This is a genomic window from Bacillus tianshenii (genome assembly GCA_020524525.2).
GTDB lineage: Bacteria > Bacillota > Bacilli > Bacillales > Bacillaceae_N > Bacillus_AV.
The window spans coordinates 848,670-873,615 of the sequence record CP129018.1 but is presented as its reverse complement, the minus strand read 5'-3'; the positions used below and the strand labels follow the sequence as shown (position 1 = coordinate 873,615).

Annotated in this window: 22 protein-coding genes and 1 pseudogene; 3 read left to right on the top strand and 20 right to left on the bottom strand. The window is 43.3% G+C overall.

Translation table 11 applies throughout. The features are described 5' to 3' along the window. Positions 1 to 405: 405 nt before the first annotated feature. The 18 genes and pseudogenes from LC040_04320 to LC040_04235 form a co-directional block, all read right to left on the bottom strand. On the bottom strand, positions 406 to 1,356 hold the full coding sequence (locus LC040_04320; protein ID WLR52140.1) for a biotin-dependent carboxyltransferase family protein: 951 nt from the start codon (positions 1,354 to 1,356) through the stop codon (positions 406 to 408). Beyond that, positions 1,353 to 2,123, bottom strand: coding sequence for a 5-oxoprolinase subunit PxpA (locus LC040_04315; GenBank protein ID WLR52139.1), 771 nt, complete (start codon positions 2,121 to 2,123; stop codon positions 1,353 to 1,355). The genes LC040_04320 and LC040_04315 overlap by 4 nt, the downstream gene beginning before the upstream one ends. A gap of 171 nt (positions 2,124 to 2,294) precedes the next feature. Continuing rightward, positions 2,295 to 3,479 (bottom strand): transposase, encoded by a 1,185-nt coding sequence (locus tag LC040_04310; protein ID WLR52138.1) that lies wholly within the window; start codon positions 3,477 to 3,479, stop codon positions 2,295 to 2,297. A gap of 5 nt (positions 3,480 to 3,484) precedes the next feature. Further along, positions 3,485 to 4,075 (bottom strand): annotated as a pseudogene (locus LC040_04305) (IS607 family transposase). A 40-nt stretch (positions 4,076 to 4,115) separates the two neighbouring features. Further along, positions 4,116 to 4,859, bottom strand: coding sequence for a 5-oxoprolinase subunit PxpB (pxpB, locus tag LC040_04300; protein WLR52137.1), 744 nt, complete (start codon positions 4,857 to 4,859; stop codon positions 4,116 to 4,118). 45 nt (positions 4,860 to 4,904) lie between these two features. After that, positions 4,905 to 6,047: a divalent metal cation transporter gene (locus tag LC040_04295; GenBank protein ID WLR53191.1), complete on the bottom strand. Its 1,143-nt coding sequence runs from the start codon at positions 6,045 to 6,047 to the stop codon at positions 4,905 to 4,907. Positions 6,048 to 6,681: 634 nt separating this feature from the next. After that, positions 6,682 to 8,061, bottom strand: a complete 1,380-nt coding sequence (locus LC040_04290; protein ID WLR52136.1) for a sigma-54 dependent transcriptional regulator — start codon at positions 8,059 to 8,061, stop codon at positions 6,682 to 6,684. Then, complete coding sequence (locus LC040_04285; protein ID WLR52135.1) at positions 8,058 to 9,725, bottom strand: ATP-binding protein; 1,668 nt, start codon at positions 9,723 to 9,725, stop codon at positions 8,058 to 8,060. The genes LC040_04290 and LC040_04285 overlap by 4 nt, the downstream gene beginning before the upstream one ends. Next, positions 9,722 to 11,140, bottom strand: a complete 1,419-nt coding sequence (locus LC040_04280; GenBank protein ID WLR52134.1) for a sodium:solute symporter family protein — start codon at positions 11,138 to 11,140, stop codon at positions 9,722 to 9,724. Before LC040_04280 ends, LC040_04285 begins: the two co-directional genes overlap by 4 nt. A gap of 103 nt (positions 11,141 to 11,243) precedes the next feature. After that, entirely contained in the window at positions 11,244 to 11,492 is a 249-nt protein-coding gene (locus tag LC040_04275; protein WLR52133.1) for a YkuS family protein, read from the bottom strand. 614 nt (positions 11,493 to 12,106) lie between these two features. Next, positions 12,107 to 13,237 carry an N-acetyldiaminopimelate deacetylase gene (locus LC040_04270; protein ID WLR52132.1) on the bottom strand — a complete coding sequence of 377 codons (1,131 nt, stop codon included), beginning with the start codon at positions 13,235 to 13,237 and terminating at the stop codon, positions 12,107 to 12,109. Between the two features lie 55 nt (positions 13,238 to 13,292). Continuing rightward, a complete protein-coding gene (gene dapD / locus LC040_04265) occupies positions 13,293 to 14,015 on the bottom strand; it encodes a 2,3,4,5-tetrahydropyridine-2,6-dicarboxylate N-acetyltransferase (GenBank protein ID WLR52131.1) in 723 nt (240 codons plus the stop codon). 116 nt (positions 14,016 to 14,131) lie between these two features. Next, a complete protein-coding gene (locus LC040_04260; GenBank protein WLR52130.1) occupies positions 14,132 to 15,001 on the bottom strand; it encodes a LysR family transcriptional regulator in 870 nt (289 codons plus the stop codon). A 155-nt stretch (positions 15,002 to 15,156) separates the two neighbouring features. After that, a complete protein-coding gene (locus LC040_04255; protein ID WLR53190.1) occupies positions 15,157 to 16,602 on the bottom strand; it encodes an MDR family MFS transporter in 1,446 nt (481 codons plus the stop codon). A gap of 115 nt (positions 16,603 to 16,717) precedes the next feature. Beyond that, the gene (gene cbpB, locus LC040_04250) at positions 16,718 to 17,155 is read right to left on the bottom strand and encodes a cyclic-di-AMP-binding protein CbpB (GenBank protein ID WLR53189.1); all 438 of its coding nucleotides are present in this window, start codon (positions 17,153 to 17,155) and stop codon (positions 16,718 to 16,720) included. A 373-nt stretch (positions 17,156 to 17,528) separates the two neighbouring features. Then, positions 17,529 to 17,729 carry an antirepressor AbbA gene (abbA, locus tag LC040_04245; GenBank protein WLR52129.1) on the bottom strand — a complete coding sequence of 67 codons (201 nt, stop codon included), beginning with the start codon at positions 17,727 to 17,729 and terminating at the stop codon, positions 17,529 to 17,531. 212 nt (positions 17,730 to 17,941) lie between these two features. Then, positions 17,942 to 18,913 carry a sodium:calcium antiporter gene (locus LC040_04240; protein ID WLR52128.1) on the bottom strand — a complete coding sequence of 324 codons (972 nt, stop codon included), beginning with the start codon at positions 18,911 to 18,913 and terminating at the stop codon, positions 17,942 to 17,944. Between the two features lie 294 nt (positions 18,914 to 19,207). Further along, a complete protein-coding gene (locus tag LC040_04235; protein WLR53358.1) occupies positions 19,208 to 19,399 on the bottom strand; it encodes a hypothetical protein in 192 nt (63 codons plus the stop codon). 171 nt (positions 19,400 to 19,570) lie between these two features. Here LC040_04235 and LC040_04230 point away from each other — a divergent pair, with 171 nt between their 5' ends. Further along, a complete protein-coding gene (locus LC040_04230; GenBank protein WLR52127.1) occupies positions 19,571 to 21,727 on the top strand; it encodes an AAA family ATPase in 2,157 nt (718 codons plus the stop codon). Between the two features lie 107 nt (positions 21,728 to 21,834). Then, positions 21,835 to 22,257 (top strand): GNAT family N-acetyltransferase, encoded by a 423-nt coding sequence (locus tag LC040_04225; protein ID WLR52126.1) that lies wholly within the window; start codon positions 21,835 to 21,837, stop codon positions 22,255 to 22,257. Positions 22,258 to 22,300: 43 nt separating this feature from the next. Here the strand turns inward: LC040_04225 and LC040_04220 are convergent, their stop codons facing one another. After that, on the bottom strand, positions 22,301 to 22,858 hold the full coding sequence (locus tag LC040_04220) for a TetR-like C-terminal domain-containing protein (GenBank protein WLR52125.1): 558 nt from the start codon (positions 22,856 to 22,858) through the stop codon (positions 22,301 to 22,303). Continuing rightward, positions 22,842 to 23,576, bottom strand: coding sequence for an MBL fold metallo-hydrolase (locus LC040_04215; protein WLR52124.1), 735 nt, complete (start codon positions 23,574 to 23,576; stop codon positions 22,842 to 22,844). The genes LC040_04220 and LC040_04215 overlap by 17 nt, the downstream gene beginning before the upstream one ends. Positions 23,577 to 23,791: 215 nt before the next feature. Between LC040_04215 and LC040_04210 the strand changes: the two genes are divergently transcribed. Beyond that, complete coding sequence (locus LC040_04210; GenBank protein ID WLR52123.1) at positions 23,792 to 24,871, top strand: HD-GYP domain-containing protein; 1,080 nt, start codon at positions 23,792 to 23,794, stop codon at positions 24,869 to 24,871. Positions 24,872 to 24,946: the final 75 nt, after the last annotated feature.

Below are 24,946 nucleotides of genomic sequence, written 5' to 3'. Positions count from 1 at the left end.
CAAAAAGTGCTAAAGCCGCCGCAGTGGAATGACACTTCGCTTTCCGCACTTGCACAGGATGTGCTGGCGTCTGCGTTGCCACAGGACGTGGCGACTTTAGCAGAGGTTCCTTGTTCCTTATAGACCTCCTCGGCACGCCTGCGGGGTCTCACTTAGGTCACGGTTCCCGCAGGAGTCTACGTGTCATTCCACTGCTGGTATTGTTCTTCTTTCTAATATCTTGTAAATAAGCGATTCATCACCTTTAAAAGGATGATTGAATCGCTTATTTTAGAGTAGTTATCTCATGCGCTTAAGAAGGTAGTTGATTTTTTGAATTACTCCGAATTCGACTGCTTTTTATCCTAAAAAACTTAAAATATAACTAACAGTTTTTCAGTGGTCTCCCATGTGACTGCTCTTTCTTTATTCCACTTTCTCCAATGTCCGCAAGAGCTGCTCTCGTTCTCGGTAGAGCGCTTGTGCCTGTTCAATTGATATTCGTTCAAACGAAACGGTATTCCCTGGCTTCAATTGTGCTGTGAGCGGCAGATCGACGCTAATGATTGTTCCGATACGTGTATACCCGCCTGTTGTCTGCCTGTCTGCCATGAGAATGATTGGCTGCCCATTTGCAGGCACTTGGATCCCGCCAAATGGAATCGCTTCAGAAATAATATCTGCACGCTCGATATGCTTAAGCGTAGCGCCTTCTAATCGATAGCCCATTCTGTCAGCCTGTGGTGTTACCTTGTATGGCGTTGAAAAGAATGTTTCCACTGACGCATTCGTAAAAGCCTGATGATGCGGGCCTTCTATTACTCGCAGCGTCACATCCTTTTCATAAGCTGGAATTAAGTCATAATGCGGAAGACGCCCTATTAAGCCTTGCTGGGCACTATTTTCAAATCCATTCAGACGATCACCCTTCTCAAGTGCTCGGCCTTCGTAACCGCCGAGTGATGCCTTCATATAGGTGGAGCGGCTTTGCATGATTTCAGGCACATGAAATCCGCCTGCCACACAAAGGTAAGCTCTGATACCTGTCTTTGGCGACCCAAACGCCAGTACCTGGTCCTTCTTGATTTCAATGCTTTTCCACGTTTCAACCTTTTGCCCATCAATGGATGGTGATAAGTCACCGCCTGTAATCGCAATAACTGTGTCGGATAAGGCTTTCAATTCAGGCCCCATCATTGTGATTTCAAGTCCAGCGGCATTTCGTTCATTCCCGAGGAGAATATTGCCAAGCTGTAATGAAAACTCGTCCATCGCCCCAGCGGGTCCAACACCATATTCCTGATACCCATATCGTCCTCTATCTTGAACAGTTGTCAGCATTCCTGCTTTTAAAACGTCAAATAGCGGCTGTGTCATTCGTCTTTCGCTCCTACAGGCTGGATCGCAATGTCAGCATCTGTTAAGGCTGCTTTTAAGCCTTCTACAAACGCTAATGCCTTCGGGCCGTCGCCATGTACACATACGGTGTGAGGCGTAATTTCAATATCATTGCCGTTTACATCCTCTACTTTTCCTTCTTTCGCCATCCGTACGACACGGCTGATCGCCTCTGCTTCATCGTGGATTAACGCATTGTCCTCTGTTCGTGGTGTTAACGTGCCATCTGGCTGATAGGTTCTGTCAGCGAACACTTCCTGTGCAACGGTTAATCCTGCATTGACGCCTGCATGATAAAGCTTACTGCCTGCTAATGCAAAGAGGACAAGCTTTGGACTCACATCATAGACTGCTTTTGCAATCGCTTCTGCTAGTCGTTCGTCTTTTGAAGCCATATTGTAGAGAGCTCCGTGTGGTTTGACGTGGTGCACAGCTGCTCCTTCTGTTGCCGCAATCGCTTGTAGGGCACCAATTTGATAGGCAACTAAGTTATAGGCTTCAGCAGGAAGAATCTTCATTTCACGACGACCGAATCCTGATAAGTCTTGAAGTCCAGGGTGAGCGCCAATACGAACGCCGTTTTGAATCGCAAGCTTCACTGTTTCCTTCATGACATCCGGGTCGCCTGCATGAAAGCCGCACGCCACATTTGCAGAAGAAATGTACTTCAGCACTTGTTCGTCATTTCCGATTGTATACGCACCAAAGCTTTCGCCTAAGTCGCAGTTTAAATCAATTGCCTTCATGAATACTCTGCTACTAAAAACATAGACAAATATCCACATTTTAGAGTTTTCCTGTTTCTTCGTGTCCTGCCTTGCCCCCTTTCTTCGAAAGAATAGGCTACTACAGTGGATATAACACTCCACAGGCGTAAATTCCGAGGATAGCCCCCCGTACATATATACCAACTCTTTTTAAGTGAGTACGATATATTCTGTTGCTTGTGCCAAGTTGACCGATGCATTTAAATCCCTATCCATCGTATTTCCACAACCACATGTGTACGTTCTATCTTTCAGTTGTAAGTCTTTTTTCTTTTGACCACAACACGAACACAATTTGCTTGACGGATACCAGCGGTTCACTTGTCGCAGCTCAATCCCATGCTGATTACATTTCCTCGTAAGCAATGTTTTAAAATAGTAAAAACATTGCTGAGCAACGGCTTTCGATAAATGACGATTTTTCATCATCCCATTTACGTTTAAATCTTCAATCGTAATGTAACGAGGTTTGGTTTTCACACATTCATTCACGACAGACTTCACGTATTCATTTCGAATGTTACTCAATCGAGCATGAAGTTTTTGCACTCTAAATAGATTTTTGTCTAGATTCGCTCTTTTTTTAGCAGCAGTTTCACCACCTTTCGTTTGTTTTTTCAGTGCTTCATATTTCCGAGAAAGAGATCGCTGTTCTCGTCTTAATCGTTTTTCCAATTTTTTGACACGTATGGTTTTATTGATATTTTTATAGGTTGTTTCATCACTTGTCGTTGCAAAGGTTTTAATGCCTACGTCAATACCTAATCCTTTACTTGTTAATGATTCCACTTTAGGTACTTGTTTCATTTCACATAAAACAGATACATAATAACGCCCTGCTTTTTGTGAAACCGTTCCGCTAATGACTTTTGCGTGAGAAGGAATATAGCCAAATTCTTTCAAGCGCACCCATCCAAAAGTCGGAATTTTAATACGGTGACGCTCAACTGTCCAATCGGTTTGATTGTTCTTAGGAAAGTACGCTTTTACATCTTGATTTTTCTTTTTCTTAAAGCGCGGAAACTTCGATTGCCCTTTAAAAAAACGTTTGAAAGCAGTATGAGCATTCATAATCGCTTTTTTACGGGCTTTACTTCCTGCTTGTTTAATCCATTCGTATCCTTCTTGTGCGGATAACTCATTATTCACATACTTATCAAAATCATTACCACTTACATACCCATATTCTTTCGTTCCCGATTTGAATTGTTCATAGATTTCCTTGTTATAGGCCAGAAAAAGATTGTATAAGAAACGACACACACCTATGGTATGATGGATGTTGATTCGTTGTTGTTCTGTTGGTTTAATTTCGGTTTTAAACGCTTTCTTCACAACGAATCATCCTCTTTGATTTGTTTTTTATACTTTCGTAAACCATAAATTCTACAAGAAAATACGTGAATGATGGCAATTAAATCTTGGATCAGTTCTTCTTGGGGCGAAAGTTCTTCTTGATTCACGACAATCATTTCAGCACCAAATTTTCTAGCGAAAGATTGAAACCAATCAAAACCGAAACGAATAAACCGGTCTTTATGCGTAACATAAATGGTTGAAATTTTTCGTTCCAATACTTCATCTAAAAGACGATTCCACTTCTTTCGTTTATAGTTCAACCCACTTCCAATATCTTCAATAACTTCATCTACAATAACGCCTTTTGCATTTACATACTGCCTTAAAAAAGAAACCTGTTTTTTTAAATCATCTGACTGATTGCGATTTGAAACCCTTGTATAAATGACGATCTTACCTACTTGTTTTTGATTAATCCCCATATAATCTTCATATTGCTTATGTGTATAAAATCTCCTTCCTTTGGGGTTTCGGTAAGCAATGAGTTTCTTATCGTTATCCCACCGTTGTAAAGTGGTAACAGTAACGCCTAATAATTGTGCAAATTCTTTTGGTTTATAAATTTTATCCATGTATATATTATAATACAAATGTTAAGGTTTGTGCATGTTTCTAGAAACAGTTATCGATCTCCTCTCTTGCTTCGTATGTTTGGATTTTGTATGTTCCATCTTCTACTTGTTGTGAGATTTCATCATATTCATCAGCTGTTATCGGTGTAAAGCGCAAGTAATTCCCTGTTGAAAAAAGAGCCGGCGGCGTGCGCTCCGGGTCATACAATGTAATTGGTGTTTTACCGATTAAGCGCCAGCCTCCTGGACTTTCAAGTGGATAAATGCCTGTCTGCTCTCCAGCTATCCCGACTGAACCTGCCTCAACCTTTGCGCGTGGGTTTTCTAAGCGTGGTGTGGCAATTTTCGTTGTCATCCCGCCGAGATACGGAAAGCCAGGTACAAACCCCATCATATAAATTAAATAATCATTACTTGAATGAAGAGCAATGACGTCTTCTTCTGTTAAGCCGTTATGTGCGGCCACATCTGCTAAGTCAGGGCCAACTTCACTGCCGTAAAGGACAGGAATTTCATAAATTAATGCAGACGGAAGCTCAATTTCATCCAAGCGATGCTGTCTATCCTTTAACACGCTCACTAATTCGTCATACGAAATGGTAAACGGGTCATAAAAAATCGATAAAGAGGTGTAAGCCGGAACGCTTTCGATGATTCCTGGTATGGCGTCTTGCTTTAAGTATTCATGAAAACGCCGAATCTGCTTGTTTGTCTCTTTCGAAATCTCTGTGCCGAATGAAAGCTGTATGCCTGTATCCCCTAATGGCTGAATGTGCTGTTCCATTTTCTCTCCCACCTCTTTCTATTTATCTATATAATTATCATAACATTAAGAAAACAGCTGTGGAATCTTATCCATAAGTGTTACAACAGCTAAATATGCTGTTCCCGCTGTTACTAGTACACCAAACACCGTTAACCACATTGGATGCTTGTAGTCACCGACAATTGATTTCTTATATGCAGCAACAAGCATTGTTCCTAGAGCAAGCGGCAAGATTAAGCCGTTGAACGCTCCCGCAATAATCAGCAATGAAACGGGTTTTCCGATACTTACAAAAATCAATGTTGAAGCGACGATAAAGGCGATAATGAACTTCGTATTATTGTTGTCAACTTTCTTTGATAATGTACGCAAGAATGAAACGGATGTGTAAGCTGCCCCAACAACGGACGTAACAGCTGCTGACCATAAGACAAGCCCGAAGAATTTGTAACCCATCGTACCTGCGGCTGCTTTAAAGACAGATGCCGGCGGGTTTGCTGGGTCAAGCTTAAAGCCTGTTGAAACAACACCTAGTACAGCTAAGAATAAGAACACACGCATCAATGACGCAATCCCGATTCCAGATACAGAGCTTCGAGTGATTTCCCCTAAATTTTCTTTTCCTTTTATCCCTGCTTCAAGTAAACGGTGACCACCAGCAAATGTAATGTAACCACCAACTGTACCACCGACAAGAGTAATAATTGCAAATACATCAATTGTAGTTGGTGAGAACGTGTGCGCTAACGCATTTCCTACTGGCGGATTACTTTTGAACATGACATAAACGGTTAACAGAATCATCACGCCGCCCAAATAACGGGCAATGCGGTCCATCGCCACACCTGCTTCTTTTGATAAAAACACTCCGATCGCAATCACTGCAGTAATCGCAGCACCAATGCGCGGGTCGAGCCCAAATAATACATTCAACCCGAGACCTGCACCACCAATATTCCCGATATTAAAGGCAAGTCCACCGAGCGCAACTGCAAATGCTAAGAAATAGCCAAGCCCCGGCAAGACATCATTCGCAATATCTTGCGCACGCTTTTCTGCAACCGCAATGACACGCCAAATGTTCATCTGTACCCCAATGTCTAGTAAAATCGAAATTAAAATCACAAATCCAAAGCTAGCAAGTAACTGTTCTGTAAAAACAGCTGTCTGAGTTAAGAAACCCGGCCCGATTGCCGATGTGGCCATTAAGAATGCCGCACCAAACACGACTCCAAGCTTCCGTTTTGCCGTATCCAACTTATCCTTTTCATCCAACGAATTGTGTTGTAAATCTTTTTCTGGCATAGCCATAAAAATGCCCTCCTTGTTTTTTGTTTGATCCAGCTCCGGCGGCTTGGGGCTCGAGGTCATAAGTCAGACTGTTGCGGGGACAAAAATCAGTCCCCTCCACATTCTGTCTTATGCTTGTCGCCCCAGGGCGAGCCGCCTCCGCTTTCGACGCACAGGACGTGCTAGTGCAGGCGTTGTCACAGGACGTGACGTTCTTAGCCTGCGTTCCTTTGGTGTCTAGCTGCGAAAGGCAGGCTGCGCGAATTGCTTCCGACGCACAGGACGTGCTAGCGTCGGTGTTGAAACAGGATGTTTCGTTCTTAACCGACGTTCCTTTTAAGGCTCCGAGGCAAAGAACGCCTCTATGCATGAAGGCTCCAGCAAACAATATTTCTAAGCGGCCCGCCTCCGCTTTTCTTGTCTTAATACAGATGCAAGAAGTGTGCCAAGTTTGGGAAGGTGATGGAATAGTCGGATATTTTGAAAAAGTCAGTACAGTGTTGCGAAAGCGCACAGAAAAACCGCTCAATTTGAGCGGTTTCGCACAGTTTTATTTTAAGTTGTATTTTTCAATCCGACGATGGAGGGCGTAGCGGCTTAGGCCGAGTATTTCTGCTGATTTGGTGACATTCCATTTTGTTTCTTCGAGCGCTTGTTTGATGAGGTCGCGTTCAATTGTTTCGATATGTTCTTCTATGGAAAACCCCTCTGTCAGCGTGACTTTTTCTTTTGCAGGCTTTGCTTGAGAGTCTGTTGGTGCTTTTAGAAAATCAAGATGCTCGCTTTTGATTGTATCCTCGTGGTGGAGAATCATGAGACGTTCAATGACATTTTTCATTTCACGCACATTCCCTGGCCAGTGATAGGTCATAAATGTTTGTTCTGCACTACCGGCAAGCTTCGGAAGCTTCTTACGCATTTGGCGGCTGTAATCGCGCAAGAAGTGCCGTGCTAGAATTAAGCAGTCCTCTCCTCTGTCGCGAAGCGGCGGAAGCTTAAGCGGTAAAATGTTTAAACGGTAGTAAAGGTCAGAGCGAAACTCCCCTTTTTCAATCATTTCTGAAAGCGGACGATTTGTCGCACCGATAACCCGTACATCGACGTCGATGTTTTTCACGCCGCCGACACGCATAATCTTCTTTTCCTCTAAGAAGCGGAGCAGCTTCACTTGAATATCAATTGGGACTTCACCAATTTCATCGAGAAAAAGCGTGCCACCCTCCGCCCATTCTACAAGCCCTTTCTTCTGTTGATTTGCTCCTGTAAATGCCCCTTTTTCATAGCCGAACAGCTCGCTTTCAAATAAGTGAGACGGAATCGCACCACAGTTAACCGGAACAAACGGCTGATTGGCACGCGAGCTGAGCTGATGAATGTTACGAGCAACAAGCTCTTTTCCTGTTCCTGTTTCCCCTTTAATGAGCACAGTCGTATTCTCACTGTCCGCCACAAGCCCCAGCTGGTTCTTAAACTGCTGCATGACGTCACTTTCACCGATAATTTCTGTTTTGTTAATTCGTTTTTCTTCCTGCCGGTAGCGCTCCACTTCATCTTCTAAGTGGCGGTGCTTCAAGCATTTTTCGATGACGATTTGAATTTCTTCAAGTTCAAAAGGCTTTGTTAAGTAGTCAAATGCACCGCCTTTAATCGCTGAAACAGCCGTATCTGTATCACCATATGCGGTCAGCATAATGACTTCCATGTCCGGAAAGGTTGATTTTAGTTCACGAAGCATCTCCAAACCATTTCCATCAGGCAGGCGAATATCAAGAAGCACGATGCTCGGATTAAAGTCTTTATTATGCAGGAGCTCCCATGCTTCTTTGATGGTCCCAGTATCTGCTGCATCATAGCCTTCATCACTTAAAAACATCCGCAACGAAAGCCGTAAAGTTGTTTCATCATCTACAATTAAGACGGTATTCTTCATACTTGTTCATCCTTTCGCGGGAATGTCAGGCGGAAGGTTGTTCCTGCTCCCGGCTTGCTTGCAACATCTATCTCTCCATAATTTTGAACAATCAGCTGATGCACAATCGCTAACCCAAGCCCTGTGCCCTCAGCCCGTGTTGTAAAAAACGGATCAAAAATTTGCTCAATCGTCTGTTGGTCCATTCCTTTTCCGGTGTCTGTTACCTCGACAACAATTTTATCATGTTCTGCGTAGGAATGAATATGAAGCACACCGCCATCCGGCATCGCTTCAAACGCATTGATCGTTAAGTTTAGAAAGACTTGGCGTAAATGGTCAACATCTGCTGTGACAATCGCTCCTTCTTCTAAAGCGAGCGTTACCTCTATATTTGCTTTGCGGGCCATCGATTTCGTTAACTGCACACTTGATTCAATGACATCCTTTAACGAAACATCCTGCGCAACTGCTTGTACGGGACGGGCTAAATTAAGGAGCTGCTTAATAATCCGTTCAACCCGCTCAATTTCACGCAGAAGATTGCTTGTTAATTGCTTATTTTCACCTTCAAGCGAGAGACGCCGCAATAATAATTGGATCGTTGTTTTCACACCAGCAAGCGGATTGCGGATCTCATGTGCAAGCCCTGCTGCCATCTTGCCGAGCGCGTTCAACCGCTCAATTCGCTCCATCCGCTGTTCAATCTGCTTTCGTTTCGTAATATCTTCGATTGTAATTAAGCGCTGTTCAACCTCTTCTCCAATCGGCAGAACATTCCGGTGAACAGAAAAATAATGGCTGTTCCCGTCCGCTTCGATTACCCATAACGTCTCTTTCGTTCCATCCGTATGCTGGTGAGCGAGCTTGTCTGCCAAAGCTGGAAAATGAGTAAGCAGCGATTTAAGCGATTCATTTTGAATAGCTGTCGTTCCATCGGGATTCATCACAGCCATACCGAGATGAGTGCTTTCAATAATCGTTTCATTACGCTTCTTCATTTCACTGAGCTGCTTATGCTTTTCATGCAAGGAATCAACCATATTCTCAAGCGAAGTAGCGAGCAGTCCGACTTCATCACGCCGCTTCATACGAAGCAATGTTTTATCTGGCGTTTCATCATTTAAGATTTGGTTACAAAAGGCTGCGATCTTCTTAAGCGGCTTTGATAGATGATGCGATAAAATAATGGTCAGCTCAATCGCCATCAACCCTGAAATAATAAGAATCAGCAGCGTATACTTTTGAATTTCAACCATTAATTCTGAAAAGAACGAGAAGTGATAGGGGTAATAAATCGTCCAGTTCCACCCTTCTACTTCACTTTGAAACACGCCTCGTTCATTATAGAAGGTTTGTTTCGTCATCCCATCATCCAACTGGGCCCGCTCGCCATCTTGAAACAACACCCCATTGTTTTTTCGAACATACAGGTCTTCCTGCTGGGCAAGATATTGTTCTGCTAAATATTCTGCTTGTGTATTGCTTAAAGCACCGCTGTCCCGCTGTTCTGATAAAATATTCAAATATGCAACAGAAGAATCGACCGTTTCTTCAATCGTCTGAAGCTGTTGCTGCTTTTCAGCATGATAGCCGCTCCACATTGCCGTAATGCCAACCGCCAAACTTGGGAGGAGCACGATTAACAAAAAGGGAATTAAAATTTTATGTTCAATTGACTTCATGCGTGCGCCCCCTTTTTAAAGAAATGGAGGAAATAGATGAAGCCTGAAACAAATAAGCCTGGTAACACTGGATGGAACACTTCTTGAGCAGGTGCTGGAATGACAGCTAGACTAATCACATATGTGAGCGCTCCAGCTATCATCGACCATGACGCCCCTTGCTTCGAAACTCCTCGGCCAAATAATCCACCAAGAAGCGGAAATACCATTGTTGACGCAATTCCTCCCCATAATTGTCCACTGAAATAAACGAGCCCGCTTGGCGCCAAGTAGGAAAGCAGTACCGCAAGCGAAGCAAACAAGACGATGACAATTCTTGAAATGGCAATCGTTCTTTCAGGGTGCTGATTCCGTCGTTTACTGCCGCCGATATCATAAACAAGACTGCTCGCAATCATCAGTAGCTGGGAATTTGCCGTTGAAATCGACGCTGCTACGATACTTATTAGAAGAAAACCTTTCCACGGTGAATCAAAAATGTGAGTAATAATATAAGGAATGACCTCTTCATAATTGCCGATATGTACAGGATAGAGCGTACGTGCCCCAACCCCGATAATAAAAATACAAGCATAAATAATGATGATAAAAAAGATACTAAGCAGCACCATTCGAAAGGCAGTTTGCTTTGACTTCGCAGCAAGGATGCGAATGCCATACTGAGGATTGACCGCAACACCTAAGCCAAGTGACAAGAAAGCACTCAGCACCGTCCAGAAAGACACCCCTTCAAAAAAACTCGTATATTCCTCCTGCACAATGCCTCCGCTTTGTAAATGTGAAAGCTCAGCCATCATCCCATCAAGTCCGCCCGTATGCTTACCAATTAACAGCACACCAACGACCGCTCCTGTAAGCAGTAAAATAAAATGAAAAATATCCGAGCGCGCGACGGAATACAAACCACCAAATGTCGTATAAAGGACGAACAAATAAACAAGCAGAACACTTAAGAAATACGGAATATCAAGCATTGCACCAATGACAATCCCGAACCCACGAAATTGGATGACAATGTAGAGTAAGTAAACGATGATTAATATAACGCTTACAACAATTTGCATATAACGTGAATGATAGCGGACATAAAAGAATTCAGGGATTGTAATAATGTCAAAGCCATTCAAACGCTGTGCAATCAGAAGGATGACGACTCCACCGAACACCCATGCTGCCGTTGTTATCCAAACAACGCGAAACCCTTCCGCATAGATTAAGGCAGGCAGCCCGAAGAAGGAAGCCGCACTAAACCATGTCGCTGTAAAGGAAGCAAACCCCGATACAACAGATAAATTCCGATTTGCGACAAAATATCCTTTCAACGTATCGGTTTTATCGAAACCATGCTTTCCGAAAATAAGAATAAACACTGAATAGATGAGAAAATAAAGTAAATAAACGATGGAATCATACATCCGAAGCGCCCCCTGATGTGCATACTGATTTGATCATTATAACAATGATCACTGAAAAAAGAACAGCCAACAACTGGCTGTTCTTACGTACACTTATGTTCGATTATTGACGTCCAATGCGTTGCTCGACTTCTTGACAAACCTGCTCAGCCGTTAACCCACGTGCTTCAATAACAGCTCCTTCGAACGCAGCAGTCGAAATACCCATTACGTTCTCATCTTGACCTGTAATAACACAGCAGTCACACCCATTTACATCTTGCTCCTGCTTTAATTGAGTGATTTCATAGCCTTTTTCCTGCAGCGCTTGTTGAATGTCTGAAAGCGATTGTTCAACACCGATTCTTGGCATCCCACTTCCACCTCCTCAACCACCATTTTCTCCTGAGAAAGTGAAAATTATGCAACCGAAAAGCGGAGGCGGCTCGATTAGGGGCGACAAGCATAAGGCAGAATGTGGAGGGGATTGCTCTTTATCCCCGCAACAGGCTGACTTATGACCTCGAGCCCCTAGCCGCCGCAGCTGGACATCTCGAAATGCGGAGAAAGGCGGTTAGGCTGTCCGATTGCTGGAAGCTTTCCACAGAGAAAGCCGCTCTTTGCTTTCGGCGTGGGAAGGTGAAGCAACTCGCGCAGCCTGCCTTTCGCAGCTGGACACCCCGAAAAGCGGAGGCGGCTTGCCCAGGGGCGACAAGCATAAGGCAGAATGTGGAGGGGACCCGCCCTTTGTCCCCGCAACAGGCTGACTTATGACCTCGAGCCCCTAGCCGCCGTAGCTAGACATCTCGAAATGCGGAGGCGGGCCGTTTAGAAATATTGTTTGCTGGAGCCTTCATGCATAGAGGCGCTTTTTGCCTCGGAGCCTGAAAAGGAACGTCGGTTAAAAACGAAACGTCCTGTTTCAACACCGACGCTAGCACATCCTGTGCGTCGAAGGCGGTTAGGCTGTCCGATTGCTGGAAGCTTCTAAGAACGCTTACTCTTCTCCTGCAAATACGAGCTAATTAAACGGACAGCTGTTGGAATGGCTTCTTCTTGTGGCGTTAGCTTTGAGGAATGCAGGCCGTGTTCGCTATCAACACCAAGCCAGAACATGAAGCCTGGAATTTCAGCAAGCATGTAGCCGAAGTCTTCGCCTGTCATCGCTTCGCGGCATTCCACTACTGAAATCCCGTCTGTTTCACGAGCGATCTCCATAAATTCTCGTGTTAATTTTTCTTCATTATATACTTGATGATAATTCGCACCGAAATCAATTGTTCCTTCACAGTGAAATCCAGCTTCAATGCCTTTTACAAGGGCTTGAATGCGTTCTTTCACTAGTGTCATTGTTTCTGCCGAAAGGGTGCGAATCGTTCCTTCAATTCGAGATTTTTCCGCAATGATATTTTGCTTCGTTCCGCCTGTAATCGTGCCGATCGTTACAACTGCGGAATCAAGCGGGTTCACATTGCGGGCGACAATTGTCTGTAGCTGTGTGACAAGGTGACTTGCTGTAATAACCATATCATTGGTGAGATGCGGGTAAGCAGCGTGGCCGCCCTTTCCCTTTAAATCAATATATAGTTCAGATGTGTTGGCAAACAGCAAGCCTGGGCGTGTCGCAATGGTGCCGACTGGATATTCAGGCGCAATGTGAAGCGCTAAAATTAGATCCGGCTTCCATTTCTTCATCGGCTCACTTGCAAGCATTGGCTGCGCGCCGCCTGGGCCTTCTTCAGCTGGTTGAAAAATGAACAGCATGTCATCCGCAATTGGTTGCTCCACCACTTCTGTCAGCACACCAAGTCCAATTGTCATATGAAAATCATGCCCGCAAGCATGCATATTCCCTTCGTGTGTCGAGCAGAACGCATAGCCTGTTTCCTCTTCAATCGGCAGCCCGTCAATATCAGCACGGTAGCCAATTGTCCGCGTTGGATTTGTTCCGCTCACCTTCACGAAAATCCCTGTCTTCCATGTTTCAATTTCAAGGCGTTCTTGCGGAAGAGTAGAGATATAATCTAACAAATATTGCTGTGTCTTCACTTCTTGGAACCCGAGCTCAGGAATTTGATGAAGCTCCCGTCGGATTTCCGTTAAACGTTTTTCATTCATGCTACGCTTCTCCTTTATAAAGAAAGACGGGATTTCCTCCCGTCTTTTTGTCGTTCTATTCTTCTTTGTTTAGTTGACGAAGTTCTTTCTTGATTTCTGTTTTACCGCGTGTTTGGTCGTCGATTTCTTTGATGACGCGCGCTGGTGTACCAGCAACAAGTGTGTTTGGTGCTACATCTTGTGTGACAATTGCGCCTGCAGCAACAACAGCACCTTTTCCAACTTTCACGCCTTCAAGTACAACAACGTTTGCTCCAATGACAACATCATCTTCAATGATAACCGGCTGTGCAGAAGGCGGCTCGATTACACCAGCAAGCACCGTACCTGCACCGATGTGGCAGTTTTTGCCGACTGTTGCACGGCCACCAAGCACAACGTTCATATCGATCATTGTACCTTCACCGATCACAGAGCCGATGTTAATGCTTGCGCCCATCATAATAACAGCGCCGTCGCCGATTTCAACTTGGTCACGAATGATCGCACCAGGCTCAATACGTGCATTGATGCCTTTAAGGTCAAGAAGCGGAATAGCAGAGTTACGACGATCATTTTCAACAACGTAATCTTCAACCTTCGCTTCATTTGCTTCGATCGCTGCTTTGATCTCTTTCCATTCACCGAAAAGTACGCCTGTGTTACCTGTGATGAATGATTTTGTATTAGCACCGAAATCAATGCCTTCTAAATCACCTTTAATATGTACTTTAACAGGTGTCATTTTTGTGCTGTTTTGAATAAATGAAATAATTTCGTTTGCATCCATTTGCTTCATTATAGTCCCTCCTGTTTTCCTCTTCTACTATGTATAAAGCATGGTTTTATCATAAACCATACTTCTTTCCTTTACTGTATCAAAAGCCTCTAACGCTGACAAGCATGAGCTTTCAATTAGTCAGAATCTTGTTGAATCAGGTCGAGAAATGCCCGAACCTGCTTCAATTCAAAGACCGAATCATAGCCGAGAAGCCATGTATCACGCTTCATTTGCTCGCCGTTTTCTCCGTAAATCGGAATGCGGTAGATATCTTGATCATTCTCCGTCACCGTTAGACCTGGTAAGATCGCATAGCCAATTCCATTGAGTACCATCTGCTTGCATGTTTCGATTTGGTCGACGACAATAGTGCGCTTAGGCGTTGTTTTAATCTGTCGATGCCACCAATCTTGGATTTCTTGGTAGTAAGTGGAATCACTGCGGAACAGAATGTATGGCTTTTTCGTTTCCTTCACTTCTTCTAAGCTTTGAATTTCGGTATCAACTAAATACAAGTTGTCCGACAAGAGATGCTGCTTCTTTCCCTTCCATTCCGGACGACCGCGAATAATACCAAGGTGCACATGGTCTTCATACATATGACGAAGCATTTCACTGCTCCAGCCTGTAACAAGAGAAATACGAACATGCGGATATAGCTTTACGAATTCCTTCAATACCTTCGGGAGCCAATATTGCCCGATAATTGAAGCAACCGCAAGCTTTAATGTCCCGTGCACAGCTGAATCGAGTGAAGAAATTTTCTCTTTCACTTGTTCTTCTCGGCTTACAATATCTTTCGCAAATTGAATAACCTGCTCCCCTGCAGGTGTAACGGTTAAACCACGCTGTGAGCGCAGGAAAATCTTCGTCCCCCACGACTTTTCAATTGATTGTAAGCGCTGGCTAAGTGCAGGCTGTGAAACGTATAATCGTTCAGCAGCCTTACGCATATTCATTTCCTCCGATAAAATAACGAGTATACGAAACTCGGAAGAAACCATTCATCTTCCTCCTTCATCATATCTGCTTATGTTGGATGGCGTATAGAAACGCCTAATGATAAGTTTGCCTTATCGTACCACACTCTTTCACGAAAAAAAAGAAACTGCTGATGAAAATACTCAGCAGTTGTCGAAAGGAGTCACTTCTTTTCAAGTTATCCCTCTTGTTCTTCAGTTTTTTCCGTTACAGGCATGAAGAGGACGAGCAGAAAGCTAATGACCGCAAAGATAAACACGCCCCAATAGACACTATGCAGTGAAACCGTTAACCCGTCTTGAAGCACGCCTCTTAGCTTGTCTCCCATTTCAGCGCGCTGCTCGGCATTTAATAATGCATTGGCACTGTTAATGTCTAACTCTTTTTCAACACCTTGTTCGTTTATATACGCCTGCAGCCGACTGTTTAAAATACCGCCAAGTAAAGCAGCGCCGAGCGCACTTCCTAAGTTTCGCATAAACATATTCGAAGCAGTCGCAATCCCGCGCATCTTCCAGCTTACCGTGCTTTGGATGGAAACGATAAACGAAGTCGTCGTCAGCCCCATGCCAACTCCTGTGAAGAAGGAACCAATTGCTCCCCATACAGGTCCCTTTTCTGGTGAAAGTGTTAAGAAAAAGATCGCCCCGATAATTAAGGAGACACCGCCAAAAGCAGAGGTTTTTCGGTAGCCAATCTTAAGAAGCAGCCGTCCTGCAACTGTTGCAGCAATCGGCCAGCCGATCGACATGGTCGTCAGCGTAAAACCAGCAACCGCAGCGCTTCGTTCCATCACACCCTGCACAAAGGCAGGAAGAAAGCTGGATACTCCGATTAAAATCATACCTGTCGTTAATGAGGCTAAGTTTGCAATCGTAATGGCGCGTTCCTTCCATATATGAAACGGCATCATCGGCTCTTCAGCTCGCCGTTCTTGAAAAATAAATAACAGCAGTCCGACAATAAACGTACCGATTAAGAGAAGCATTGTGGTTGACGTCCACGCCAAATGCACCCCGCCTTCAACAAGCACGAACATAAGCGCACTCATCGCAATAACAAGGTAAACGGAACCAAAGTAATCAATCTGATGCTTCTTCTTCTCCACATCTTCATGCAAAAATGAACTCACCCCGATAATCGCTAAAATACCAATCGGGATATTCATCCAAAATACATATTTCCACGTTAGCACCTCAACGAAAAAGCCGCCAAGCGCAGGACCTAACACAGCTGAAATGCCCCAAACACTAGATAAATAGCCTTGTATTTGAGCGCGTTCTTCCTTTGAGTACATGTCTCCGACGATCGTAGTAGCGATCGGCATTACTGCACCTGCGCCGAGACCTTGCAGAAAGCGGAAGCCAATTAACATGTCCATTGAAGTCGCAAAGCCACAAAGAATCGAACCAATTAGAAAGATAATGACACCGATAACGAACACCGGCTTACGTCCATATAAATCCGACAGCTTTCCATAGATAAGCGTTGTGGCCATGTTCATTAATAAATACGCTGAAAATACCCAACTATACTTCGAAAAACCGCCAAGTTCAGAAACAATATTCGGCATTGCCGTGGAAACGATTGTCGCCTCAATTGCTGACATAAACATCGCAATCATAATCGCAGCCAACACAAGCGGTCGTTTCGTCTCTTTCCCGCTCACACAAATCACACCTTCACTCGTTAAATTCAAAACGTTAAAAGCTGCCGACCAAACCGGTCAACAGCTTTGCTTACTCATAATTAAGATGGCGAATCATTAATTTCAAAATTGCCCTGCGTGTAATAATCCCTGCGAAAAGTCCATTCTCATCTTCTACACAAACAAATGGATGATTAATCGTTAACCCGAATGCTTTAATGAAAGAATGACCAAGCGACAACCGTGGAATCGTCGTATCCATTACTTCTTCGACTTGATACTCACCAAGCTTTTCCGTTTCAATTCGTTCCACACCAAGCATAGAGTCTAAGATGATATTTTTACTGATGATGCCTTGAAGGCGGTAGGAAGGGTCGAGGACTGGTACGGCTGTGTAGCCTGATTTTATAAGAACAAGCAACGCATGCTCAAGAAGGTTGCCAATTTGCACGTGGGCAACTTTATCAGATGTAATAATTAGATCTTCGAGGGTTACATCAAACAACAAATCTCGTTGCAGACTGTACATCATTCATACTTCCCTTCATCATGGTTTGTTGTGTCCACCACAAAAACCGTTTAAGCTATTCACTTGCTGGAGCACTCTGTGTACATGCACTCCAGTCATGCAATTTAAATGCCTTTATTCATTATGTATGCGCTTGCTTCCTGCGCCATTATTTATTTTAACATAGTTTCTAAAAAGGATGTACTTATTTAACCGCCATAATCGAAACAGCCCTTCGAATAATGTAGTAAGCAACAAGAGAAATACCTCCACTAGCAGTAAAAACTCCTGCATATTGGGCTGCAGGAGTTTTATTCAAGAGCAGGCGAAAAATAAACGCAATTCAGAAAAATAGAGATGCAGTAAGTATGCGTTCACTCAACCTATGATATGATTATTCACAAACAACAGCTAATTGGTCGTAGAGCTTATTTAGCTCTTTTACCGTGTCTTCGTCTGCCTCTTTTTCTCCTCTTTCAATGTCATTAATCTGACAGCTAACGACTTCTAGAGCATACTCCTGGTCGAAAAGCACTTTCACTAGCAACGATTTCTGTTCGTTTGTCAATCCTAATGCCTCAGTTCTCTTCATCATGTATCCCTCCACAACAGATATTTTATCATGCTGGTTTGGAAACTTATAGGGTAAAATGTTTCCAAATTCTTTCTTTAGTGGGACGTAATCCGCCCATCTTACCCCCTCTTACTATCATATACGGCTTTCCTTGGGAAATGTTCCAACTAATCACAAATCCTTCTTATCTCATAAAAAAATGACGCTTCCAAATCTGGAGCGCCATTTTTTGATTAAAACATAACATATGAAGTTATAAGATAGACTGCTGCAGTGATAAGGGACGGCAAAGCGTAGCGCCAAGTTCCTGACACTTCTTTTCGGAACAAGGAATAGAGAACAACAACCCCCATGAACATACCAAGCATTGCTGTTAACAAATGAGAAGCAGATGCCGCCGTTGTAATCGCGCTCTTTCGGTAGAGCACATCAGTAAGCGCAAGAAGCTGCAAGTTAAAGAGATTACTGCCAAGAATCGAGCCGATCGCCATCTCATAATTCGCTATACGGAATGCAACATACACGGTTACAAGCTCTGGAAGCGATGTTGTCGCCGCAATTAAGAAGCTTCCGACAAAGCTTGCATTCATTCCTGTTGCGACTGCAATTTTATCCCCTGTAATCGTAAGCGCACTGCCGGCTGCAAACGTAACAAGCGCGGCAATCGCAAACCCGATTGTTGCATGCTTTAATGATAGATTCGAAACAGGCGCTTCTGATTCTGCTTCTTGAGCTGCCTGCTCACCCGACCGTTTCGAAATCCAGCGCGTCCCAATGACATATAACCCGACAATAACAAGCATATCAATCCCAACATGAAAGATACTGATAGGGTTTGGCATCACTAAGGATACAGCGATTACAAGAAAGAGAATAATTCCAAGACCCGCTGTGTAGCGATGGTCCAGAGATACACGTTCAAACATTTTATTACGGCGGTAAAGAAAATCAAAAACCGCTAAGATTAATAGATTAAAAACATTACTGCCAAGCATATTTCCAACCGCAATATCTGGATTATCAATATAAACCGCTGTTAAGCTTGTCGTTAATTCCGGTAATGACGTCGCCCCCGCAAGCAGGAACGTTCCGACCATCATTCCTGTTAAGGAAGATTTTTGACTAATGACATCGCCATATTGATTAAGCTTGACCGCTGCATAAACAACAAGCGCGGCTGATAATAAAAAGTAAACAAAAATCATTTCTCAACTCTCCCCTTTTGTCCTTCTTAAACCTATACACTTTTTGAACAAAATAAAAACGCAAAACCTTTTTACACGGCAAACCCTCCTTAAAAGGTTACCGCGTAAAAGGTCTTGCGTACTCTTCTATCGACATAAGAGGCTTAATGAACCGAGCAGGACGTCCCGCTGAAATGACGATTCATTAACCGCAATGAATGCGGTCGCTACTCCCCTTTTTACGCGTACTATGTAGTTGATACTCTTATCATAAGGGGAAAGGTGATGCCTGTCAATCATTTCATCACGACATTTTCAGCCTTTACTTGTTTCAATGTTCCGAACCGTATACTCGCAGCGTGGACACGTATAAATGACATTTTGGTTGGATTGCGCAGTCAATGTTTCATCTAACGGGACAACTTCCTTACATTTCGGACAAATCGTTTCTGGTATCATCTGTACTCCCTCCTTGCCCATATTCTTTCCGATTGCTGTAAGCATCATACTTGCATCCCCCCTTACTCTTTCCTATTCTCATACTCACACTTAAATATTTTTTTAAGCAAAACTCTTGAAAGTCAAAGAAGGTCAAAGTATAATAAAGTCAGAAAGTCAAAGATAGTCAAAGTCAAACAATAAACAGACTTGACTCATTAATGAAGGGGGTTATGACATATGAAATGTCAAAACTGTCATCAAAAGCAAGCAAATGTTCAACTTCGTCTCAACATAAATGGTCAAAAGAAACAAATGCATCTCTGCAGTACGTGTTATCACGATATAGAAAATGAACTACACACTCCACATGGTCAAAACCCGCTTGCAAGCGGGTTTGATGGATTCGGTGGCTATGGTTCATTTGATGATTTCTTCGGCAAAGGTGCAGGCTCGCCGCAAGGAATGGAACAAGCTTCACAGCACCAAACACAACACGGCGGAAAAGGCGGCGGTTTCCTTGACCAATTTGGCCGTAACCTATCAGATGCTGCAAAAGCAGGCTTAATCGACCCTGTTATCGGCCGCGATGAAGAAATCGACCGTGTAACAGAAATTTTAAATCGCCGTAACAAAAACAACCCTGTGCTTATCGGGGAGCCTGGTGTCGGGAAAACAGCAATTGCTGAAGGACTAGCGCTTAAAATTAGTGAAGGCGATGTACCGACAAAGCTTCTAAATAAAGAAGTCTACTTATTAGATGTCGCGTCACTTGTTTCAGATACAGGCATTCGCGGCCAGTTTGAAGAGCGTATGAAGCAATTAATCAGCGAGCTTCAACAACGCAAAAACGTCATCCTTTTCATTGACGAAATCCACCAAATTGTCGGTGCCGGCTCTGCTCAAGGCTCAATGGATGCAGGAAACATTTTAAAACCTGCCCTCGCCCGCGGTGAGCTTCAAGTACTCGGTGCAACAACATTGAAAGAGTACCGTGATATTGAAAAAGACGCCGCACTCGAACGTCGCTTCCAGCCTGTAATGGTGGATGAGCCGACTGTTAAAGAAACAATTGCCATTCTGAAAGGACTGCAAGAGAAGTACGAGAAATTCCATGAAATCAGATTTAGTGATGAAGCGATTGAAGCGTGTGCGAAGCTGTCACACCGCTACATTCAAGACCGCTTCCTTCCAGACAAAGCAATTGATTTAATGGATGAAGCAGGTTCGAAGAAAAACTTACTTGCCGGCGGTTCAAGCGATGAGTCCATTCGCGCCCGCTTAGATGAAATTGCGCAGGAAAAAGAAAAAGCTGCCAACGCAGAGCAATATGAGCGCGCAGCAGAGCTTCGCAAAGAAGAAATTCACCTAGAAGAGAAGCTTTCAAAAGAAACAAATGAAGTGATTGGCGAAGTAGCAGTGGAAGACATTCAACACATTGTTGAAACGAAAACAGGTATCCCTGTCCGCAAACTGCAAAAAGACGAACAAGCAAAAATGAAAGACTTAGACAAACGCCTGAATGCGAAAGTTATTGGTCAAGAAGAAGCCGTACAAAAGGTAACAAAAGCTGTACGCCGCAGTCGCGCCGGCTTGAAACAAAAGAATCGACCAATCGGCTCCTTCCTATTCGTCGGCCCAACTGGTGTCGGGAAAACCGAGCTTTCTAAATCACTTGCTCAAGAGCTGTTCGGTGACAAAGAAGCAATGGTTCGCCTTGATATGAGTGAGTACATGGAAAAACACGCGGTGTCTAAGTTAATCGGTTCACCGCCAGGATATGTCGGTCACGATGAAGCAGGCCAGTTAACTGAACAAGTTCGCCGCAAGCCATACAGCATCATCCTGCTTGATGAAATTGAAAAAGCACACCCTGATGTGCAGCATATGTTCCTGCAAATTCTTGAGGATGGCCGTTTAACAGACAGCCAAGGACGCACAGTAAGCTTTAAAGACACTGTGATTATTATGACAAGCAACGCAGGTGTAACAGAGAAGAAGAAAACAGTCGGCTTTACGAAGAATGATTTCGAGCAAGAAAGCAGCATTCTTGAAACACTCGGTTCGTTCTTCAAGCCTGAATTCTTAAACCGCTTTGACGGTATAATCGAATTCAATCAGCTGAAAGAAGAACACCTTATCGAAATTGTGGAGCTGCTACTTCAAGATGTGAAAGAGCAGCTTGCTGAGCAAGGCATCGAGATCACATTTACAGATGAAGTGAAGGCGGAAATCGCAACACAAGGCTACCACCCAGCATTCGGTGCCCGCCCGCTCCGCCGTGTTATCCAAGAACAAATCGAAGATAAAATTGCCGACGTGCTTCTAGACGAAGAAGCTGTAACAAGCTTGAAAGCAGAGCTTGTTGATAACGAAATGACTGTTAAGAAAGCATAAATGTCAAAAAGACGTGATTCCAATGGAGTCACGTCTTTTTCTTATAGTAATATAAGCTCTTTCGCTTTATAATTTAATTGTATTTTCTTACAAAAAGGAGCTTAAAAATGAAAATCAATGAGTTAACAACTGATGAACAAATGAAGACCGCCTTCCCATTAATGAATCAGCTTCGCCCTCAACTAACAAAAGACGTCTATCTGGACCTTCTTGCAGATATGAAAAGACAGGGATACCGTATGTTTGGCGGCTATATTGACGAAAAACTTGTCGTGTTAGCAGGCGTTATTCCGCTAGCAAACTTGTATTATGAGCGCCACCTTTGGGTCTATGATTTAGTAACCGACCAACATGTTCGCTCAAAAGGCTATGGCGAAAAACTGTTAGCTTACCTCCATACGTGGGCAGCTGAACAAGGCCTCGGTGCTGTTGCCCTGTCATCCGGATTGCAGCGAACAGACGCTCACCGCTTTTACGAAGAAAAAATGGATTACGATAAAGTGAGCTACGTGTTTAAGAAAAACCTTTAACACTGGACAGCAAACAAAGCTGATTCTAAGGAAACCCTAGAAATCAGCTTTGTTTCAACCCAGCTAAATATGTTTCTAACAAATGCTTCAATGTTTCATCCGTATCTAAGTCCATGTTAAAGCCTTGCTTAAGCTCTAAAGACGCAAAGCCGTGTACGATACTTCGCAGCCCACGGACCGTATGCAGAGCCACCTTCTCTTCTAGCTTATATGGTTCAAGGACGCGAAGCAGCAATGTAACAATTTCATTTCCAGCAGTCCGTACTTCTTCATCTAACGGGTCTGGGGCAGCTAATGTTGCTTCATACAGCCCAGGGTGCTGTCGTACAAATCCGACATATGCCTGCCCAATTGCATACAACGCTTCCTCACTTGTTCTGCCGATTGCAGCTTCACTCATGGCTTCTTTTAATTTGCGAATCGAATAGCAGGCGAAATCTTTTTTTAACCCTGGTAATCCTTTTACATGGTTATATAATGAAGGTGTTTTAATGTTTAATGCTTTTGCAACAGAGGCTAGTGTGACATTGTGAAACCCTTCTGTATCTGCTATTTGTCCGGCTGTTTCAAGCACGGTTTGTTTATTAATTCCTTGCCTCATCGTTTCCCCTTCTTTCAATTGCTTGCTCTGCTTCAGTAATAGCTTTCTTAATTGCATATGCAGGGTCCTTCAGCATCCGTCCATGCCCAACAGCAAGTAAAGATGGATTCAATCTACTTAACTTTCTTGCACTTTCAAGGGCTGTTTCTTTATGCCACGTGGCCATGGCTGGAAATGGAAAAAACGACTTCAATGTTCCTGCCACCGCCACTCCTCCCCGTGTCTGAAATGCATCTCCTGCGACTAAAGCATGAGTGCGTGTATCGAAAAACGCCATAGAACCAGGCGTATGCCCCGGAGCTGCGACCGCTTGCAGTGAGCCAACCTGCATCCCATCAACGATCATTTGATTAGGAGTTGTGCGAATTTTCTTTGGAACACCACCGCGTATTTTCACCTGTGGTTCGGTTGGCTCCAAGGAAACATCACCTCGTAAAATTTTCGCATCCCGGCTTGAAATGAATACCTCTGCATTGGGAAGGGCTTCTTTCAACCGATCTAACGCACCGACATGGTCTTCATGAGCGTGCGTTAAGACAATACGCGTTATCGGCTTTCCTATTTGTTTGGCTGTCTGCAAAATCATCTTATCACTATAAGGAAGAGCCGCATCAATTAATGTAAGCTCTTTCTCTTCTTCCACAAGGTAACAATTGACCGGAAACAAAGACGGCATAAAAGATAGCTGATAAAGCATCTCATTATGTTCAACACGCATACTGCTTTCCTCCTAAACTAATATCATTAGTATTATAACTAATGATATTAGTTTCGTGAAGCCTATTTTACTATGATTATTTTCCCATGAGTATTTTCCTGTTTATTTATTACTAATTGGGAATATGTTGTAAACAACAATTTTTATGCTAGACTAAACATATACATATATTTACATAACTTAACATTATTGTTAAAAGAAAGGTAGTGTACTAGATGATTAAGAAACCGCTATCTTATACATTAATTAACGAAGTGCTGGCCGAAGATATTGTGGACACATACAATCTAACTACAGGCAAAATCCTCTTCCCAAGCGGTCATCGTTTGTGTGCAAAAGATATTAACTACCTCTTAAAAAATGAGATAAAAGCGATTTACATTGAAGGTGAAGAGAAAAAAGTTTCGCAAAAACTGATTAACCAAATTACGGACAATTGGGATGATGAGGAATTTAAGGAAGTGTATGTTGGACTCTTAAATGATGTTAAATATATGTTTAATTGTTTAACAGATCACAATTCCTCCGATGCAGTTCATGAGTTGATCTATGAAATTAAGCCTGCGATCGAGTACAGCTTAAAGCACCCTGAGACGCTCTTCTCCCTTCATTGCTTACACGGCTATGATGATTATACGTGCCGTCATAGTTTAAATGTTAGTGTCATTTCTAGCATGATCGGTCATTTATTAGATTTTAAGACAGAAGATTTAATGATTTTAGGTCAGGCGGGCTTACTTCATGATATCGGTAAAATCAAAATCGACCACAACATTCTCACCAAACCAGGCCGGCTTACGAAGCAAGAATATCTCCATATGCAAAGACATACCGAATTAGGCTATGAAATTCTTAAGGACATTCCACTTCTTGATGAACGAATTTTGGATGTCGCCCTCACACATCACGAACGGCTTGACGGTTCAGGCTACCCAAACCATTTACAAGAAGAAAACATTTCCCTATTCTCTCAAATTGTCGGTGTAGCCGATACATTCGACGCGATTTGTTCAGACCGTTATTACAGTACAAAGCAGTCACCGTATTTTGCCTTACAAGAACTCCAAAAAGGCATGGCTGAAAAGAAATTCAATCCACGGATTGTGTCGACATTCGTAAACTACATGTATGCTGGTTTTACAAATAAAAAGGTACGCTTAAGTAATGGGAATGTCGGTGAGATTGTTTATATCCCGCCATATGAGCCAGACCGTCCGATTGTAAAGACAAGCAACGGCGCATTTATTAACTTGAAAGAATCCCGCACGATTCAAATTAATGAAATATTGCATTAAAGCAAAACAGAAAAAGGCGTAACCTTCACCAGACCACTGAAAATCGGACTATAAAATAAGCGATTCAATCATCCT

Excerpts from the sequence above, each read along its gene's own strand:
- LC040_04320 (WLR52140.1), bottom strand. The coding sequence starts at position 1,356 with ATGACACAGCCGCTATTTGACGTTTTAAAAGCAGGAATGCTGACAACT.
- LC040_04315 (WLR52139.1), bottom strand. The coding sequence starts at position 2,123 with ATGAAGGCAATTGATTTAAACTGCGACTTAGGCGAAAGCTTTGGTGCG.
- pxpB (WLR52137.1), bottom strand. The coding sequence starts at position 4,859 with ATGGAACAGCACATTCAGCCATTAGGGGATACAGGCATACAGCTTTCA.
- LC040_04295 (WLR53191.1), bottom strand. The coding sequence starts at position 6,047 with ATGGCCACATCGGCAATCGGGCCGGGTTTCTTAACTCAGACAGCTGTT.
- LC040_04290 (WLR52136.1), bottom strand. The coding sequence starts at position 8,061 with ATGAAGAATACCGTCTTAATTGTAGATGATGAAACAACTTTACGGCTT.
- LC040_04285 (WLR52135.1), bottom strand. The coding sequence starts at position 9,725 with ATGAAGTCAATTGAACATAAAATTTTAATTCCCTTTTTGTTAATCGTG.
- LC040_04280 (WLR52134.1), bottom strand. The coding sequence starts at position 11,140 with ATGTATGATTCCATCGTTTATTTACTTTATTTTCTCATCTATTCAGTG.
- LC040_04275 (WLR52133.1), bottom strand. The coding sequence starts at position 11,492 with ATGCCAAGAATCGGTGTTGAACAATCGCTTTCAGACATTCAACAAGCG.
- LC040_04270 (WLR52132.1), bottom strand. The coding sequence starts at position 13,237 with ATGAATGAAAAACGTTTAACGGAAATCCGACGGGAGCTTCATCAAATT.
- dapD (WLR52131.1), bottom strand. The coding sequence starts at position 14,015 with ATGAAGCAAATGGATGCAAACGAAATTATTTCATTTATTCAAAACAGC.
- LC040_04260 (WLR52130.1), bottom strand. The coding sequence starts at position 15,001 with ATGGTTTCTTCCGAGTTTCGTATACTCGTTATTTTATCGGAGGAAATG.
- LC040_04255 (WLR53190.1), bottom strand. The coding sequence starts at position 16,602 with ATGATTGCGATGTTTATGTCAGCAATTGAGGCGACAATCGTTTCCACG.
- cbpB (WLR53189.1), bottom strand. The coding sequence starts at position 17,155 with ATGTACAGTCTGCAACGAGATTTGTTGTTTGATGTAACCCTCGAAGAT.
- abbA (WLR52129.1), bottom strand. The coding sequence starts at position 17,729 with ATGATGAAGAGAACTGAGGCATTAGGATTGACAAACGAACAGAAATCG.
- LC040_04240 (WLR52128.1), bottom strand. The coding sequence starts at position 18,913 with ATGATTTTTGTTTACTTTTTATTATCAGCCGCGCTTGTTGTTTATGCA.
- LC040_04235 (WLR53358.1), bottom strand. The coding sequence starts at position 19,399 with ATGATGCTTACAGCAATCGGAAAGAATATGGGCAAGGAGGGAGTACAG.
- LC040_04230 (WLR52127.1), top strand. The coding sequence starts at position 19,571 with ATGAAATGTCAAAACTGTCATCAAAAGCAAGCAAATGTTCAACTTCGT.
- LC040_04225 (WLR52126.1), top strand. The coding sequence starts at position 21,835 with ATGAAAATCAATGAGTTAACAACTGATGAACAAATGAAGACCGCCTTC.
- LC040_04220 (WLR52125.1), bottom strand. The coding sequence starts at position 22,858 with ATGAGGCAAGGAATTAATAAACAAACCGTGCTTGAAACAGCCGGACAA.
- LC040_04215 (WLR52124.1), bottom strand. The coding sequence starts at position 23,576 with ATGCGTGTTGAACATAATGAGATGCTTTATCAGCTATCTTTTATGCCG.
- LC040_04210 (WLR52123.1), top strand. The coding sequence starts at position 23,792 with ATGATTAAGAAACCGCTATCTTATACATTAATTAACGAAGTGCTGGCC.